The organism is Ruegeria atlantica (assembly GCF_013032505.1).
Taxonomy (GTDB): domain Bacteria; phylum Pseudomonadota; class Alphaproteobacteria; order Rhodobacterales; family Rhodobacteraceae; genus Ruegeria; species Ruegeria atlantica_F.
The window spans coordinates 93,663-110,684 of the sequence record NZ_WQCG01000003.1 but is presented as its reverse complement, the minus strand read 5'-3'; the positions used below and the strand labels follow the sequence as shown (position 1 = coordinate 110,684).

Annotated in this window: 15 protein-coding genes; 2 read left to right on the top strand and 13 right to left on the bottom strand. The window is 57.9% G+C overall.

What is annotated here, in order from left to right:
* Positions 1 to 3: 3 nt before the first annotated feature.
* The 6 genes from GOW92_RS12185 to GOW92_RS12160 are packed head-to-tail and all read right to left on the bottom strand — an operon-like array spanning position 4 to position 5,931.
* The gene (locus GOW92_RS12185; protein WP_170560885.1) at positions 4 to 390 is read right to left on the bottom strand and encodes a Na+/H+ antiporter subunit G; all 387 of its coding nucleotides are present in this window, start codon (positions 388 to 390) and stop codon (positions 4 to 6) included.
* A 7-nt stretch (positions 391 to 397) separates the two neighbouring features.
* Positions 398 to 667 carry a K+/H+ antiporter subunit F gene (locus tag GOW92_RS12180; protein WP_170560884.1) on the bottom strand — a complete coding sequence of 90 codons (270 nt, stop codon included), beginning with the start codon at positions 665 to 667 and terminating at the stop codon, positions 398 to 400.
* Positions 664 to 1,164 (bottom strand): Na+/H+ antiporter subunit E, encoded by a 501-nt coding sequence (locus GOW92_RS12175; RefSeq protein WP_174822505.1) that lies wholly within the window; start codon positions 1,162 to 1,164, stop codon positions 664 to 666. Before GOW92_RS12175 ends, GOW92_RS12180 begins: the two co-directional genes overlap by 4 nt.
* Entirely contained in the window at positions 1,161 to 2,705 is a 1,545-nt protein-coding gene (locus GOW92_RS12170; RefSeq protein ID WP_170560883.1) for a monovalent cation/H+ antiporter subunit D, read from the bottom strand. The genes GOW92_RS12175 and GOW92_RS12170 overlap by 4 nt, the downstream gene beginning before the upstream one ends.
* Positions 2,702 to 3,061, bottom strand: a complete 360-nt coding sequence (locus GOW92_RS12165) for a Na+/H+ antiporter subunit C (protein ID WP_170560882.1) — start codon at positions 3,059 to 3,061, stop codon at positions 2,702 to 2,704. Before GOW92_RS12165 ends, GOW92_RS12170 begins: the two co-directional genes overlap by 4 nt.
* The gene (locus GOW92_RS12160; RefSeq protein WP_170560881.1) at positions 3,061 to 5,931 is read right to left on the bottom strand and encodes a monovalent cation/H+ antiporter subunit A; all 2,871 of its coding nucleotides are present in this window, start codon (positions 5,929 to 5,931) and stop codon (positions 3,061 to 3,063) included. Before GOW92_RS12160 ends, GOW92_RS12165 begins: the two co-directional genes overlap by 1 nt.
* Before the next feature lie 218 nt (positions 5,932 to 6,149).
* Between GOW92_RS12160 and GOW92_RS12155 the strand changes: the two genes are divergently transcribed.
* Positions 6,150 to 6,623 carry a rhodanese-like domain-containing protein gene (locus tag GOW92_RS12155; protein ID WP_170560880.1) on the top strand — a complete coding sequence of 158 codons (474 nt, stop codon included), beginning with the start codon at positions 6,150 to 6,152 and terminating at the stop codon, positions 6,621 to 6,623.
* Positions 6,620 to 7,435, top strand: a complete 816-nt coding sequence (locus tag GOW92_RS12150; protein WP_170560879.1) for an alpha/beta hydrolase family esterase — start codon at positions 6,620 to 6,622, stop codon at positions 7,433 to 7,435. Before GOW92_RS12155 ends, GOW92_RS12150 begins: the two co-directional genes overlap by 4 nt.
* On the opposite strand, the gene mdoH is transcribed toward GOW92_RS12150, so the two are convergent.
* The 7 genes from mdoH to GOW92_RS12115 form a co-directional block, all read right to left on the bottom strand.
* Entirely contained in the window at positions 7,436 to 9,304 is a 1,869-nt protein-coding gene (mdoH, locus tag GOW92_RS12145; RefSeq protein WP_170560878.1) for a glucans biosynthesis glucosyltransferase MdoH, read from the bottom strand.
* Positions 9,301 to 10,800: a glucan biosynthesis protein gene (locus GOW92_RS12140; protein WP_170560877.1), complete on the bottom strand. Its 1,500-nt coding sequence runs from the start codon at positions 10,798 to 10,800 to the stop codon at positions 9,301 to 9,303. The genes mdoH and GOW92_RS12140 overlap by 4 nt, the downstream gene beginning before the upstream one ends.
* Positions 10,797 to 12,014, bottom strand: a complete 1,218-nt coding sequence (locus GOW92_RS12135) for an OpgC family protein (protein ID WP_170560876.1) — start codon at positions 12,012 to 12,014, stop codon at positions 10,797 to 10,799. Before GOW92_RS12135 ends, GOW92_RS12140 begins: the two co-directional genes overlap by 4 nt.
* Positions 12,015 to 12,046: 32 nt before the next feature.
* Positions 12,047 to 13,417: a tetratricopeptide repeat protein gene (locus GOW92_RS12130; protein WP_170560875.1), complete on the bottom strand. Its 1,371-nt coding sequence runs from the start codon at positions 13,415 to 13,417 to the stop codon at positions 12,047 to 12,049.
* Between the two features lie 181 nt (positions 13,418 to 13,598).
* Positions 13,599 to 14,783 carry a CaiB/BaiF CoA transferase family protein gene (locus GOW92_RS12125; RefSeq protein ID WP_170560874.1) on the bottom strand — a complete coding sequence of 395 codons (1,185 nt, stop codon included), beginning with the start codon at positions 14,781 to 14,783 and terminating at the stop codon, positions 13,599 to 13,601.
* Complete coding sequence (locus GOW92_RS12120; RefSeq protein ID WP_170560873.1) at positions 14,770 to 16,389, bottom strand: thiamine pyrophosphate-binding protein; 1,620 nt, start codon at positions 16,387 to 16,389, stop codon at positions 14,770 to 14,772. Before GOW92_RS12120 ends, GOW92_RS12125 begins: the two co-directional genes overlap by 14 nt.
* A gap of 78 nt (positions 16,390 to 16,467) precedes the next feature.
* Positions 16,468 to 16,926: a DUF302 domain-containing protein gene (locus GOW92_RS12115; RefSeq protein WP_170560872.1), complete on the bottom strand. Its 459-nt coding sequence runs from the start codon at positions 16,924 to 16,926 to the stop codon at positions 16,468 to 16,470.
* Positions 16,927 to 17,022: the final 96 nt, after the last annotated feature.

Below are 17,022 nucleotides of genomic sequence, written 5' to 3'. Positions count from 1 at the left end.
AATTCAGGACTTACTGTGTTCAGGGACGTCTTCGACCTGCTCAACCGCGTGCGTGGCCCAAAGCTCGTCCTCGCCTGCGTCCGGCAGATCCTTGGGCTTTTCATGACGGTGAATGTGCCATTTGGCAATGAACAGGGCCGTGATCGGAGCGGTCAGGAACAAAAACAGCGTGATCAGAAGCTCGTGCAGCGACAGATGTTCTTCTATCAGTATCGAGTGGCAGATCGATGCCAGCAACACGCCCCCGACGCCCAGCGTCGTCGCCTTGGTGGGCGCGTGCAGGCGGGACATCGGGTCTTTTAGCTTGATCATCCCGTATGAGCCGACAAAGCCGAATATGCCCGAGACGACCAGGAAGAAGGCGATCAGTAATTCGAAAATGAAACCCATGATGCCCTCACTCGATAATATTGCCGCGCAGCATGAACCGCGCGTAGGCAACTGTTGAGACAAAACCCAGCATGGCGATGATCATGGCGGATTCGAAGAAGATCTCGGTTCCCAATTGCAGGCCGTACAGGATCATCAGGGCGATCGTGTTGATGACCATCGTATCCAGCGCAAGGACTCTGGTGCCGACGCCGTCAGCGGTGATGATGCGCCAGAGGCACATCATGACGGCCGCCCCGAAACATGCAAAGGCAAAAAAGATCGCATAATAGATCATTCGAAAATCTCCTTCAGGCGACGTTCGTAACGGCTTTTGATTTGATCTCGCACGGCGTTAGGGTCGGGTGCATCCAGACAATGCACCAGCAGGTTATGTCCTTGCGCAGACAGATCACTACTGACGGTGCCGGGTGTCATGGTGATTGTACCTGCCAGCACCGTGATCGCCTCAGGGGTGCGCAATTCCAGCGGGACACAGATCCAGGCCGGCTGACGATCTGCGTCGCGTTTGAAGAGGATGATGCGGGCGACAGTTACGTTGGCGACCACGATGTCCCACAGTACAACCAGAATGTATTCGACGACCATGGGCCAGTTGCGCAGCTTTGGACGATCAGGCCAGTAAGGCTGCGTGATGAAGGGGATGATGATGCCCAGGATCAGACCGAAAACCACAGAATTCAGCGTCAAATTGTTGGCCAGTAAGACCCAAACGACCGTCAAAAGAAAGGTCAGATGCGGGTGGGGGAATATCCGGTGCAGAAGTCTGATCATGCGTCGCCTCCCAAAACGGCTGCGATGTAGTTCTCGGGTGTGAACAATTGCTCGGCCGTTTTATTGGTATACTCCAGCGCAGGTCCGGCAAACAGGGTCAGCAGCACAAGGCCCATCGCCATTGCGAATACGGCGGTGAAGGCCAGTCCGGTGTTCGGCTCGGGCGCAGGAGTGTGCGGGGTGTCTTCTTCGTTTTCCGGGTCCATTTCAGTGTTGTGCTGGGCATCATGGCTTTTCCAGAAGATCAATGAGCCTGCCCGGGCAAGACCCACGATTGTGACGAAGGATCCGATCAGGATTACGGCCCAGATAGCGTTTGCATCCGGCGCGTCGCGGGCCGCATCCAAAACCAAAAGCTTGCCGATGAAACCCGACAGCGGCGGCATGCCCGCAAGCGCTATGGCGCCCACGAAGAACAGCGATGAGATCAGACCCGATTGCGGCATCGGCGCAGTTGGAGCAATCGCCCCGCCGCGACGCTCCATCACCAGATCGGCAACAAGGAACATGAACGCGGTCGCCAGGGTTGAATGATAGACATAGTACAACGCAGCGGCTGTCGCCGTTTCAGTGAACAACGAGATCGCAATCAGCAAGGTTCCCATCGAGGTGATGGCACAGAACGCCACCATTCGTGCGATATGCTGAGCGCCCAGAATGCCGATGGCACCGACGGCCAACGTCACCAATGCGGCAGGTTGCAGCCATGCGCCGACGAGACCCTGCGTTGCCTCAACTTCGGGCCCGAAGCCCAGCGTGTACATCCGCAGGATCGAGTAGGCACCGACCTTGGTCATGATCGCAAACAAGGCGGCGACGGGTAGCGGCGCGCTGGCATAGCTCGCTGGCAACCAGAAATGCAGCGGAAGTACGGCGGCCTTAATACAGAACACAAGCAGCAGCAAAACCGCACCGACCCGCAGCAGGGCGGTGTCATCTGCTGGCAGTTCGGCCACGCGCAGCGCCATATCCGCCATGTTCAACGTCCCAGTCACGGCGTAAAGCGTGCCCAAAGCAAACAGGAACAGGGTGGAACCAAGCAGGTTATAAACCACGTATTGCACCCCGGCTTTAAGCCGTACCGCACCGCCGCCATGTGTCATCAGACCGTAGGAGGCAATCAGCAGAACTTCGAAGAACACGAACAGGTTGAAGGCATCGCCGGTCAGGAACGCGCCACAGACGCCCATCAGCTGAAAATGGAATAGGGCGTGAAAGTGCTTGCCCCTGTCGTCCCAGCCGGATGCGATGGCGTAGAGCACGATGGGCAACGCTAATAACGCCGTAAGAAGCACCATCATGGCTGACAGGCGGTCCAGCACCAGAACGATACCAAATGGCGCGGGCCAGTTGCCCAGCTCATAGACCTGAATATCACCACCTGCCGCCTGTGCGGTGATGGTCAGGGCAATACCCAGCAGGGCCACCACACCGGCGACCGAAAAGATGCGCTGCAGGTCCAGGTGAAACCGCAGGACCATGATGATAAACGGGGCCAGTATCGCGGGCAGGACGATCGGCGCAACGATCCAGTGGTTCATGCGTCTTCTCCCAGCGCGTCCACGCTGTCCTGCGCGGTCATGTCGATATGGTCATCCTTGGAGGACAGGTAGGCGCTGAGTGCGATCATCACGATCACCGCGGTCATCCCGAACGAAATCACGATAGCCGTCAGCACCAATGCCTGCGGCAGCGGATCAGTATAGGGCACTTCTTCGTATTTGTTCAGAACAGCAGGCGCATCCAAAGCCAGACGGCCGGTTGCGAACAGGAACACGTTCACGGCGTAGGTCAGCAGGGACAGACCCAGAATGACGGGGAAGGTCCGGCGGCGCAGGATCAGGAAAATCCCCGCAGCAGTCATGACACCAACAGCAGAGGCTACGAGCGCTTCCATCAGCTCTGCTCCTTTTCTTTATCTTCTTCTGTCCGATCATCCCGCAGCGGGTTGATGTCCATCGGGAACTCCTGCGCCATGCCCGGCTGCCACGCAAAGCGAGACAAGCTGTCCAACGCCAGCATCACCGCACCCAGAACAGCCAGGAAGACACCGGTGTCAAACAGGATGGCGGTCGCCCATTCGAACTCTTCCAGCGGGGGCCAATGGATATAGCCAAAATCGCTGGTCAGGAACGGGCGCTCGTTAAACCAAGCACCCAGCCCCGTAGCCGCAGCAATCAGAACGCCCCAGCCAATAGAGCCATGGTAGTAGAACCTCTGGCGTTCGATGGCCCAGGTATAGCCGCTGGCCATGTATTGCATCAGGAAGGCGATTGCGACGACCAGACCGGCGATAAAACCGCCGCCTGGCTGATTGTGCCCGCGGAAAAAGATATAGGCCCCGACCATCAGCGCGATAGGCATCATCATCCGGGTCACGACCACCATCATTAATGGGTGCGAGTCCCCCGATTGCGGCCAATGCGGTTTTCGGTTCAGCAGATAGCCACGGACATTGGTGCCCAGAACGGCTTCGGTCAGGGCAAAGATGATCAGCGCGGCAATGCCCAGAACGATGATTTCGCCGAAGGTATCAAAACCCCTGAAGTCTACGAGGATGACGTTGACTACATTAGTGCCGCCACCGCCCTTGTACGAATTTGCCAGATGGAATTCCGATATTGTCGGAAAGGCAAAGTCCCGTAGCAACAGCGCATAGATCAGAGCGCCCGATCCGATGCCAGCAACGACGGAGATCGCCGCGTCGCGCCATCGCCGTGCGGCGCTGCTGTCCCAGGGAGTATCCGTGGGTAGGAAGTTCAGCGACAGCAGCAGCAGGATCATCGTGACCACTTCGACCGAGATCTGTGTAAGTGCCAGATCTGGGGCAGACAAATAGTTGAAGGCCATCGAGACGATCAGGCCCACAACACCGATCAGCACCAGCGACAACAGGCGATTACGGTGGAACCACATGATTGCCAGTGTTGCACCGACAAGGCAGATCCACCCGATCAGCGGAATGATCTGAATGGGCAACGCCTCACGTGTCTCGGGACCAATCGTGCCGCTGGTATAAGCATAGTACCCAAGGCCGATCGTGAAGGCGATCATGATGACTGCATAGCGGCTGAGGACGCCGTTATGCAGCGTGTCGGTGACCACTTGGCTGATCTTTGTCAGTGCCGCAATTACCGCGTCAAATATCACCTTTGCCTCGGGTCTTGGAAGTGCATTCCACAGCTTTTCTTCATGCTTGTGCAAGCTCAGCAGGAACAGACCGCCAAGCGTCGCGACCACGGACATGTACAGAGCAGGCGTGAAGCCGTGCCACAGTTTTAGCGAATAGTACGGCAGCTTTTCACCGCCGATGACCGCGCTGGATACGACCGCAACCAATGGGCCCACGATGGCGGCAGAGTTCAATCCGATCAGCACCACCAAGACTACGAGGAATGCAGGGGCCAGCCACAACCCGACAGGCGGGTCATGCGGGTGCGCTGGATAATCATGACGCTCGGGGCCCATGAACACGTGACTGACAAAGCGGAATGAATAGGCCGCTGAAAACAGCGCGGCCAGCAATGCCAGCCCCGGGACCAGGTAGTGAGAGTGCATCCACGTCGTGTGCACTGTCTCTTCCAGCATCATTTCTTTGGACAGGAATCCGTTCAGGGGCGGAATGCCCGCCATCGACAGCGCAGCGATTGTTCCAATCGTAAAGGTGATCGGCATCAGATGACGCAGGCCGCCCAGACGTTTGATATCACGCGTCCCGGTTTCGTGATCCACGATCCCTGCGGTCATGAACAGCGCACACTTGAAAGTCGCGTGGTTGATTATGTGGAAAATCGCTGCGACGACAGCGATCTTTGTGCCAAAGCCCAGCAACATGGTGACCAGCCCCAGATGCGACACGGTCGAGAATGCCAGCAATGCCTTCAGATCATCCTTGAACAGCGCAATCACCGCGCCGATCAGCATGGTAATAAGTCCAGTTGTTGCAACAATGTAGAACCAGGCGTCTGTGCCTGCCAAAACCGGCCACATCCGGGCCATCAGGAACAACCCGGCTTTTACCATCGTGGCCGAGTGCAGATAGGCCGAAACGGGCGTCGGAGCGGCCATTGCGTGGGGCAGCCAGAAATGAAACGGGAACTGCGCTGATTTTGTGAAGCACCCCAGAAGGATCAGGATCAGTGCAGGCAGGTAATAGGGCGAGGTTTGGATCAGCTCTTTATTTTGCAGGATAACGCTCAGATCATATGACCCAACGATGTTACCCAGGATCAGCATCCCGGCAATCATGGCCAACCCGCCAGAGCCCGTCACCGCAAGCGCCATCCGCGCACCTTGGCGTCCTTCGGGCAGATGTTTCCAATACCCGATTAACAGGAATGAACTGAGTGACGTAAGTTCCCAGAAAATTAGCAAAAGCAGTATGTTGTCCGATAGAACAATCCCGACCATTGCGCCCTGAAACAACAAAAGATAAGTGTAGAACTGCCCCATCGGGTCTTCGCGCGAAAGGTAAAATCGCGCGTAAAGGATGATCAGCAATCCGATCCCAAGGATCAGCAGGGCGAATAAAAAACCCAGCCCGTCCAGCATGAAATTAGCGTTCAAGCCAAGTGCGGGTATCCACTCGAACCGGGCGGTCACTACATCGCCTCGCATCACCGACGGAATGTGGATCAACAGACCCATCAGCGCCAGAAATGTCGTCAACCCAGCAGCGGAAGCCGCTGCATTTCGTCCTGCCCTGATCAGAAGGGCTGGAAAAACAGCGCCGAGAAAAGGAAGGGCCGCGATGAGGAATAGGGACAAGTGCGATACTCCGTTCTTGGCGGTCAAGTGGTACTGATTTTGTACGGATAATTTTCTTACTGTCCAGCTAATACAATTTTTTGCCGCGCTCCGTTGGGATGGGCCGCGGTGTTTTTCAGCAAATAGATGACGTGAACTTGAACTGCCCAAACAATTTCAGCGCGGATTCCAATTCTGCGCTGTGATAGAAACGCCATGTCAGGTCAGGAGGGTGCGACGTGGCCGGAAGCTTGAACCGATCCCGCAGGTGGATCCTGATCGGAGGCTGCACTGCAGTGGCTGGTGGATTCGCGATACGTGAATACCGGCTTATTCCACCTGACTACGCGGGACGGCAGCTTAGCGTGCAGGATGCGCACACGCAGGCCGTATCCGGAGCCGTATTGTTGCTGGACATTCGCACCCCAAAAGAATGGCAATCCACCGGGATCGGAGAGGGCGCGCAGTCTTTGGACATGCGCCGCGACGATTTCATTCCCGCTCTGACGCAACTTGTCCAAGGCAACAAGGGCGCGGCAATCGCTTTGATCTGCGCGCGCGGTGTACGTTCGGCACGGTTGAGCAACCGGCTGACCGAAGCCGGGTTTACGAATATCATTGATGTGCCGGAAGGTATGTTAGGTTCGGCCGCAGGGCCGGGATGGGTACGTGCCGGATTGCCGGTCCGCGACTATGACAGGAGTGCAGTATGATCCGGGAAATGACGCTGGCAACGGGATTGGCGCTGGCCGGGCAATCGGGGCTTGCCGCATGTGCCGACCTTGAGGGCATGTGCGAGATCGCCTCGGGAGGGTATCACATCGAACTGCCCGAAGATGAGAACCCACCGCTAGTGGTTTTTCTGCACGGATATGGTGGTACCGCGACGGGAACGTTGAAAAACCGTGGCATGGTGGACCCGCTTCTGGCGCGCGGCTACGCGGTGATGGCGCCCGAGGGATCCGAGCGCAACGGTCGGCAAAGCTGGAATTTCTTCCCGGGTTGGGAGGGGCGCGATGAAACCGCCTTTTTGACCGAAGCGGTTCAGGATGCCGCGGATCGGTTTGGCGTTGATACGGACCGGGTCGTTCTGGGCGGATTTTCGGCAGGGGCCTTCATGGTCTACTACCTTGCCTGCGCGGCACCCGACACATTCTCGGCCTATGTCCCGGTGTCTGGCGGGTTTTGGCGACCGGATCCTGAGTCTTGTGATGGGCCTATTCGGATGTTCCACACCCATGGCTGGACAGACAACGTGGTTCCCCTAGAGGGTCGATTGCTGGGCGGCGGCCGCTTTCATCAGGGCGACATCTTTGCCGGGCTGGAAATTTGGCGCATCGCCAATGGTTGCGTCGATACCAAGCCAAGCGGATTCTCGACCACTGGTCCTTTCATGCGCCGATATTGGAGCGGGTGTGACGAGGGCAGCGCGCTGGAATTCGCGCTGTTCCCCGGTGGTCATTCGGTGCCCAAAGGCTGGGCTGACATGATGATTGACTGGTACGAAGGCCTGCCAGGTGGCTGATCACTCGGCAGGGGTCATTACGCCTTTGCCCTCGATCACATTCTTCAGCTCGTCCCTGTAGCGACGGGCCGAGCGTGTGATTGCGGGCTCGTTAAAGTCTTCTTTCATGCCAACCATACGGCGCGCCGCACCGGCTGACACGCCGCTGAGTGCGGACAATGGGATCGCGAAGGCAAGGCTGATCGCGATCGGAGCCAACCAGACCGAAACAAGACCGGACAGGATGCCCACCCCAAGCGCCACGCCACTGATCGTTTCCACGGTGTGACATAGGATCAGCGTGTGTAGACCATAGCTGCCGCCATCCCGTGCCTGCGGGGACCAGCCTTCTTGGATGCCAAGGGTGGTGCGAATGACAGCAATCATCTGCTGCACCATCAGAATGGGGGCATAGAGGATGGACAGAACAACTTCCGCCAGGAACGAAGTCAGGAACTTTCGCCCGCCGCCGAATTCAGCATAGCGGATGCCGCTTAAGGGCAGGGCCATAACACCCAGTACCTTTGGCGCAAGCAGCATGGCGTACATGACCAGAATGATCAGTACATGGCGGGTTTCCGACATTTCAGGCCATTGCGGGAACAGCGGATTGTCAGGGCTGAAATAATGCAGCACTGACGCATCTTCGCCTTGACCAATAAGGGCCCACATCACCAGCAACGCAAACCAAAGCGGAGACATCAGATATCCGACTGCCCCATGAAACATGTGGAACCGTGAAACCGGCTGGAACCCGGCCGATCCCAATAGCTTCAGATGCTGCAAATTACCCTGGCACCAGCGCCGATCGCGCAGTGCGTGGTCAATCAGTGTCGGAGGTGTTTCTTCGTAAGACCCGCGAATGCGGGGAAGGAACCGCACGCCCCACCCAGCGCGGCGCAACAAGCCAGCCTCGACGAAGTCATGGCTCATGATCAGTTTTTCCTGGCCATTCTGGGCCCGAAGCTTTGGCAACCCCGCGCAATTGGCGAAGGCCTTGGTGCGAATAATGGCGTTATGACCCCAATAGTTGCCTTCCTGACCGCACCAGCGCGCGAGCCCCTCGGCGAAGGCGATTCCATAAACGCCATTGGCGAATTGCTGCATTCGCGCAAAGACCGATTGCGCGCCGATCAGCTGAGGGTAGCTTTGGATCAATCCTGCGCCCGGATCGCGCGCCAGCGCGTCGGTCAAACGGGCGATGGCCCGACCGGTCATCAGACTGTCGGCGTCCAATACCAGCATCGCATCCCAATCCGCACCCCACCGGCCAACCCAATCAGCAATGTTGCCAACCTTCCGGTCCGTATTTTGCTCACGGCGGCGGTAATACAGTTCCAGTCCGGGGGCGAGAGTGGTGCGCAGAGCCTCGACACTGGCTTGTTCTTGTGCGGCGATCTCGGGGTCGCGGGTGTCCGAGAGGATGAACATCGCATAGTGGTGCCGCCCACCACGCGCCTGCAAGTCCTCAAGCATGGTCCGGGCGTTGCCCAGCACATTCCACGGCACCTCGTTATAGACCGGCATCAAAAGGGCCACGCGCAACGGTTGGGCGCAACCCTGGCGCACGGGGCGCTCTTGCCGGGACAGCGAGACCATACCCAGCAGCACGGTGCAGACCGTGAAGGAGATCCAGAAGAAGTTGAACGAGATCAGCGCCAGAAGGATAGCCTCGATCAGGTTGATGCCTTCAGCGTCGAACCAGTCCGTCATGACCCAAAACAGGCCCACCGTTGCTGCCATTGCAGGCGAAAACGCAAGCGCGCGCCAGAACCCGGCCGAAGGGCGTTTTGCGTCAGGAACCTGTGCATCCCGGAAACCCGCGCTGAAATCCTGCGCGGGCATGGCCAGAGGCGTCTCGGGCGGCATGATATGAAGGTCGCTGCTCATGAGGTCCAACGGTAAAGCCAGACCTCAGAAGCCGGCTGTTTGTCTTTCAGCAACTGCGCGCGCAGTTCGACATGATCGCGGTCGCCGGGCTCGAACGAAAACGCCAGCCGTAAACCGCCTGTTTCCGGGTTGCGTTGTAGTACGCCTTCGGACGTATCGGCGTGTGGCGAGTCCACGAAAATGGTCATCGCCTCCGGGTCGTCGAACAGTTCGCTTTCTTCAAAGTCGATGACGGCCAGACGTCCTTCGCCAAAGGTATTGTCGCCCATGGCGGTGTTGATCACGCGCGCCATCGGTGCGCGCTGGGGCTCATCACCCCAGATCAGGCGATAGGATAGATCGACCTGACTGCCTGCTGCATAGGGTTCGGCAGGACGCCAGTAGGCGACGATGTTGTCGTAGATTTCCTGATCAGCCGGAATTTCGACCAGCGTGACCGAGCCCTTGCCCCAATCTGAACCGGGTTCGACCCATAGGCTGGGGCGTTTGTGATAATTCGCCTCAAGATCCGCGTAGTCCGAGAATTCACGCTTGCGCTGCATCAGGCCAAAGCCGCGCGGGTTCGTGTCGACGAATGACGAGATTTGCAGACGTGTTGGGTTCGCCAACGGCCGCCACAGGACCTCTCCGGCACCGTTGCGGATCAACAAACCATCGCTGTCGTGTACTGCAGGCCGGAAGTCGTCGAAACGGCTGTGATTGGTTTGGTCAAACAGGAACATAGACGTGCCGGGCGCGATGCCTACATGGCTCAGGTCCTCGCGTGGGAATAGTGTGGCTTCGATATCCATCACGCAGTTTTCGCCTGCGGTGACATTGAACCGATACGCACCGGTGACACTTGGGCTGTCCATCAGCGCATGTACGACCATGTCGCGCTGACCGGGTTTCGGGCGCTCCAGCCAGAAGCGGATGAATTCAGGGAATTCCTCTCCATCCGGATCGCCGGTTTTGAGTGCCAGACCACGGGCCGAAAGGCCATAAACCTCATGCAGGCCAATGGCGCGGAAATAGCTAGCGCCTTGCCAGACGCAAAACTCATCGGTCTTGCCGGGACGGTGCATTTCGGTGCGCAGACGCAAGCCGGAAAAGCCCAGCGTGTCGTCTATCGGCAGTTCCGGGACATCCTCGGATTTGTCGAACATCTCCAGATCAAATGCGACCGGAGTGGTCATCCCGTTTTCGACGGTTTCGACTTTAACAGTGCGCGGGAAGTACAGGCCGGGCGTAAAGAAATCGACGTTAAAGGGGGTTTCGGTCTCGTACCACAGCGCACGGTCCAACCGGAACCGGATCGAGCGGTATTGCTGATACGTCAGATCCACCCATTCCTGCGGCACCATCTCGCGTTCGGCATAGGGGCGGCTGGCCAGATCGCGGGCCATCTCGATGACGAGATTGCGGTCAAATGGTACCTCGCCGCCGGTGGCGAAGGTCGCTGGCGCGAAAGCAAGCGCCGAAGTCGAGACCAAAAATGCGCGACGTGTGAAATTCATTTCTTAGACTTCCAAGGTTGTGACTTAAACCAAGCGGCCATGTAGGCCACGCCGATAATCATCGCAAAGCCAATCATGTTGGCGATGAAAACACTGGCAACATCTCGCCCACTGAGGTCCAGGCCGACGCCGATAAGTCGTGCCGCTGCCATGGAAAAAACGAATACTGCCAGTGATTGCTGCCCGACTTTGGTGATGACGGTCAGCAGGAATTGCCAGATTTTGGCCGCTGTACCCTGACCGGTTGCGATCAGACGGTGGCCGTGTTCACCGGCAGCCACCCAACCCAGATAGGCCAGCGACAAGAAGTGCAGATAGCGGAACAGGCCGAAATCAGTCTTGTCCCGGAACTCTTTTGTGATTGGCCAGACTTTGCGGATTTCATCGGCCAGATCGGGGGCCGCCGCGTTGATCCACGTGAACACTTTCCATGAACCGAAGGGCATCGAGAAGATCAGGAACAGTGCCGCCGCCCAAATAAGCGTTTTCGAGACCGGTGGAGCGGGTATCCAGCCGCGCATGAAGGCAAAGCCGGTGAAAAACAGCAGCTGCCAACCGAAAGGATTGAAGAACCACTGACGTTCCGACCACGGTTCGGCAGGGAGGTCCAGAATGTCGATCTGTGCGACCAGCCAGATCGCGACGGATGCTGCGGCGACGGCCCAGAAACCGAACCGGTAGAAGCCCATAAACATAGGCATCATTGCCAGAACGACTAGATACATCGGCAGGATGTCGAAATAGTTTGGGACATAGGTCAGCGTAAACAAACCCACGATTTGAGGCGCAGGGTCGTTGAAGAAGTGCTGCAAGTTCAAAGACGAAACGTAGGTCTTTTCGAACAGCCCCGATTGATCCAGAGCCGCCATCGACATGGCGACAAAGAAGAACAGACAGATATGCGCCCAGTAGACCTGCCAGATACGGAACGAGACGCGGGCGGTGCCCATCCACCAACCCTTGCGCAGGAACGCTCCGCCAAAGGCAATCGCCGACGCCATGCCCGAGCAGAACACGAAAATCTCGGTCGCGTCCGAAAAACCAAATCGCGCGGGAATCCACTTGGCCCATGGATCGTTCGGGATATGGGCGATCAGAATTATGAACATTGCGATGCCGCGATAGAAATCCAGGCGCGGGTCGCGCGTGCGGGCAGGGGCTGCCGCAGAGGCAGCCACCGGCGCAAAATCAGAAGCGGGCGAAACTGTCGCCATGCGTGTTCTGTCCTTCTTGGTCTTTGGTTTTGTTATTCAGCCGGGACGCTTTGTGCGTCTCCGTTGTCGCGCGCCGCGTCGATCAATGCGCGGCGAGCGAGAGCGTAATTGTCTTCGCCCCCGGCTCTTTTGGCGCGACGGTCATCCAGGATGCGCTCGACAGCATCCAGACGGCCGGCACGCAGGCCGGAATCAATTGTGATGCGCTCGAATACATCACGTTGGGCGTGGCTTCCACCTGCCAATTGCATCCCTGCTCGGGCGTTCGACAAAAAGTCGAAGGCGTCGCCGTAAAGGCCTTCGCCAAAGGCCTCAAGCCCTTTGGCTGCCGCAATGCCCGGATCGGACATGCGGATCGGGGTGTCCCCCTGATTGCGCTGGGCATCCTTTTGAATACGTTGCAGCATCTTACCGGTCGCCTCTGGGCGGTTGTCGCCGGTCAGCGCCAGAAGATAGTGAAGATCGGCAAAAATCAGGCAGCCATCTTCGGTCCGGGCCGCGCTGAGATCAGCCAGTTCTTCCCAGCGGTTGCCGACATTGACACCCTCAAGCTCAAGCCGCGACAGCAGGGACGTGGCGTTTGAAATATCGCGATAGTCGTCGGTTTTGTCCTGGCGGATGTAATTGTCATACAGTTCCATCACCTGATCGACCTGACCCAGATCCAGATGCATCAGCGCCTTGTGCCACCAGACGTGATAGCGGAAGTTGTTGCAATGGGTCCAGGCCGCTTCCCGACCTGCGAGCCAATCAAGGCCCAGCTGCGCGTTACCTGTCATCTCGTGCACGTGTGCAACAGCGTGCAGACCCCAGGCATCGTCCGATACCATCCACAGTGCCTGCCGACCTGCGATCTCGGCCTTTTCGTAGGCACCTGTCTCTTCCAATGCAAAGGAATGACAACCCAGCAGGTAACCGCGGCCGGCATGATCAGGTTCGTAAGCGGGCAGAACGCGTTCGATCGACCGGCGCATCCCTTCCGAGTCGCCAAGTACAAATCTCGTCGCGTGGCTAAGCTTCATGGCCAGCGAGTCTTGTGGGTGCGAGCGCAGAATCTCTTCGAACTTTTGGATGGCTTGCGTGGGCAGGTCTGCCAAATACAGACCCAGCGCTTCGACATAGAGCCGTTCGCGGGCCGAGACCGGCTGACGTTCCATGGCGCTGTTGGCGGCGGCCAATGCTTCGACGGCGACCGGCATCATCTCGCGACGCCCCAGCAGGACCATGAACAAACCTTTGATCGCGTGACCCAGGGCAAAATCGGGCTCAAGCTCAAGAACTTTGCCAAGATGCTGCGGCGTAACGGCGGCATGGGCCATGAACCCAAGCAGAACACCATCCCACGCCTCGGCACTTGCCGGGTGGCTCAGGGTGTTCATCTGTCCGAAAACGTCTTGCTTCATGTTCATGTTCCGATCCAATCGAGAATATCTACATCACTTGATGTAGCAGAGACTCTGGGTGGGTCGTATCAGTATCGGCCCTGCTCTCGAATTGGTGAAATGCCGTGTGGGCAAAAATTGAAAAAAACCGCCGATTCAACGGCATGTTTCAGCAACATGCCGCCGAAATGGGCAGAGTGTTTCAATCGTCAAAGGGGTTTTCAGCGCTCAAAACGGCCTGTGTATCTGCCCCGCAGACGGGCGGGGCAGCCCGATATGTTACAGGCGTGCGCGACAGTTTCAGCGGATTCCCGATCAGTTGAACGTCACCCGGTGCGGCTTCCATCGTGATCTGCATCTGGCGGGCTTCGACCTGATCAGTTGCGAAAACCTGGTCCAATGTCTGGACCGGTCCAACCGGAACCTTGCAGGCTTCGAGTTCGGAGATGACGGTCTGTGTGTCGCGGGTTTTTACCGCCGGACGCAGGACTGCATTCAACGCGTCCCGGTGTTCCAGCCGGGCGGGGTTGGTGGCGAATCGCGGGTCAGTGGCAAGCTCGGGGTGGCCGATAAAGTCGCAAAAGCGGCTGAATTGGTTGTCATTGCCAACGGCCAGAATGACGTGGCCATCGGCGGTTTCATAGACGTCGTAGGGTACGATATTCGGGTGTCCGTTGCCGCGCCTTTGTGGCACGTTTCCCGAGGTCAGGTAGTTCACCCCTTCGTTGATCAGCCATGCAATCTGCGCATCCACCAGCGCCAGATCAATCTGCTGGCCTTCGCCAGTTTGGTCACGGTGGCGCAGGGCGGCCAGAATGCCGACACTTGCGTACATTCCGCACATCACATCGGCGATTCCCACGCCCACCTTCATTGGTGCGCCATCTGGGTCACCGGTCAGAGACATGACCCCGCCATACCCTTGGGCCATCAGATCATAGCCCGGCTTGGATGCATTAGGACCGGTCTGCCCGTAGCCTGAGATCGAGCAGTAAACGAGGCTGGGAAATTCCTGGGAGATGCTTGCGTAATCCAGACCGTATTTCGCTAACCCACCGGGTTTGAAGTTCTCGATAAAAATGTCCGCATGCGAGGCCAACCGTTTGATTTCAGCCTGTCCCTCGGGCGTGGCAATATCGATAGCCACGGATTTCTTGTTGCGGTTGGCGGCCATGAAATAAGCGCTCAGATCGGACCTGTTTCCGTCAGCGTCCTCGACATAAGGGGGGCCCCATTGCCTTGTGTCATCCCCGCCGGTTGCAGGGTTTTCGATCTTTATGACGCTGGCGCCTAAGTCGCCCAGCAACTGTGTGCAGGTTGGTCCGGCCAGAATGCGGCTGAGGTCCAGGATTTTGACCCCCTTCAGAGGTCCTTCAGATCCGACCATCATAACCTCCACGATCAATCTCGGCGGCAATCACCGTGAAAGTGTCGGCCTTCATTGCATCATTCAGGGCTGCGCGTAGCTCGTCGCGGTTGCGAACAGTGTGGCCGTTGCCGCCAAAGGCCCGGCCCATGGCAGCAAAATCGTGCCGATCAAAATCCACGCCCATGTTGCCCATCTGGCGTTGCCTTTGTTTCAGCTCGATCAGCGCCAGGCTGGCATCGACAAAGACCAAAAAGATCGGGTTTCCACCCATTTCAGCGGCCGTCGACAACTCTCCGGCGACCATCAGGAACCCTGCATCGCCAGAGAAACTGATAACCGGACGCTCTGGTTCAACCAGTTTAAGGCCAATTGCCATGGGAACGGCGCACCCCATTGTGCACAATGCCGAGGACTGGATCAGCCCGCGTTCCTCGGAACATGTCCACATCTGACTCAGCAAAATACGATGCGCGCCACTGTCGGCCGTGGCCAGAGTTTCGGCCGGCAGGGTTGCGCGGGTTTCGGCGATAATGGCGGCGGGCCCCCACGCCTCGTCGGTTGGAAATGCCAGAGCCAGCGCAGTTTTGGCCCGCGCAGGTTCGCCGCCCGGCCATGTGTCGCGGGCAGCGTTGCCCTTGGCGATGGCCTCCAGCGTGGCACCGGTGTCGGCAACCATATTCAGGCTGGCCTGATGCATGTAGTGATCATTCACCACCGCCGAGATGTCGATAACGCGCTTTTCCTCGGGGTCCCAAACCTCGCGCCAGCCGGGGCGCATCTCGATCGGGTCGTAGCCAAGGCACAACACCAGATCGGCCTGTTCAACCAGTGGCAGCAGGTGCTTGTCGGCCAGTGGTGACAAGCCAGCCCCGCCAAGGCACAGGGGGTGATCTTCGGGGACAACACCCTTGGCTTTGTAGGTGGTGACGAAGGGGATGCCGAAATGTTCCAGAAACGCCTGTACGACATTGCGCGATCCGTCATACAGTACGTCCAGCCCCACAATCGCAATGGGACGTTCCGCGTCAGCCACCCAACGGCGCGCCTTTTCAAGGCAATTGCCCTCGGGCGCGACAGCGGCGGCCTTGACCAGTCGTCGCGTTTTGACACCGGATACGCGTGTATCTGCAACCGAGATCGGAACGTCGATATGCACAGGTCCGGGGCGCGGCTGGTTAGCCAGTGATACGGCCTTGTCTGCCACGACATCCGCGCCCTGTGCTGTCAGTTTAAAGGTTCCTTTGGTGATCGAGCGATAGACCTGTGCGTGATCCATAACCTGATGGGTATAAGTCAGCGCTTCATCCGCATCGACACAGCCGGTCAGCACGATCATGGGCACCCTGTCCTGAAGGGCGTTTGCGACTACGTTGATCCCGTTCATCGCACCGGGGCCAAGCGTCGCAACCAGAATGGCAGGTGCACCATCGCGGTGATGCACAGCCTCGGCCATGAATCCTGCGGCGTTTTCGTGTTTGGTTAGGTGAAAGGTAATCCCCGCCTGTTCCAACGCGTCTACCAACGTCAGAACCTCTCCGCCGGGCATACCAAAGGCATGGCGGCATCCGGCCTCGAATAGTCTTTGGGCCAAAAGATCCGCGGCGCGGGGCGAGAGGTCCTGCATTAGTCATGCTCCGAAATATTACGTCATTGCAGATTGCGGAGGACGCGCCCGGACGCAAGCAGCTTCACGGCAGTGTGACTATTTGACTGCGGATTCTGCCACGGCTTGAAACTTTTCGTCCAATTCGTTTGCAATTTCTTGCAGTGGCTCACCGCCTTGGTGGGCGTACGGGGCAAAGACATGGCTAGGGGTTTTGTAGGACAAAGTCGCTGTGCCGTCCGCGTTTTCGGTCACGTAGAATCGGATGGGCGCTTCGATCATAGCGTTGACTGACGTTTCCAGAACCCGAACGGCGTAGTCATTGTTGAAGGCACCAATCACCAGATTACCTGGAATGGTGATCCCCCGGGCCGCCGCCGCTTTGGTTGGCCCGGCTTGTGTCACGACGATCAGGCCATTTCCTTTTACTGCGGCCTTTGTATCCGCGACCAGCGCATCATAACTTTTGCCAGTCGGATGAACGACCCAGCCCGGTTGCGGTTCCTGCGCCAAGGCGGGTAAGGCCAGCAAACACAGTATGATCGAAAAAGCCTTCATTGCGCTGTCCTCTTGGTTCTGGGGTGTCGGTTTGATGCCAGAATACCATGTTTCGCGCAGTCACAATCCCGTGGGCACCTGCTAAGGAGAATGTCT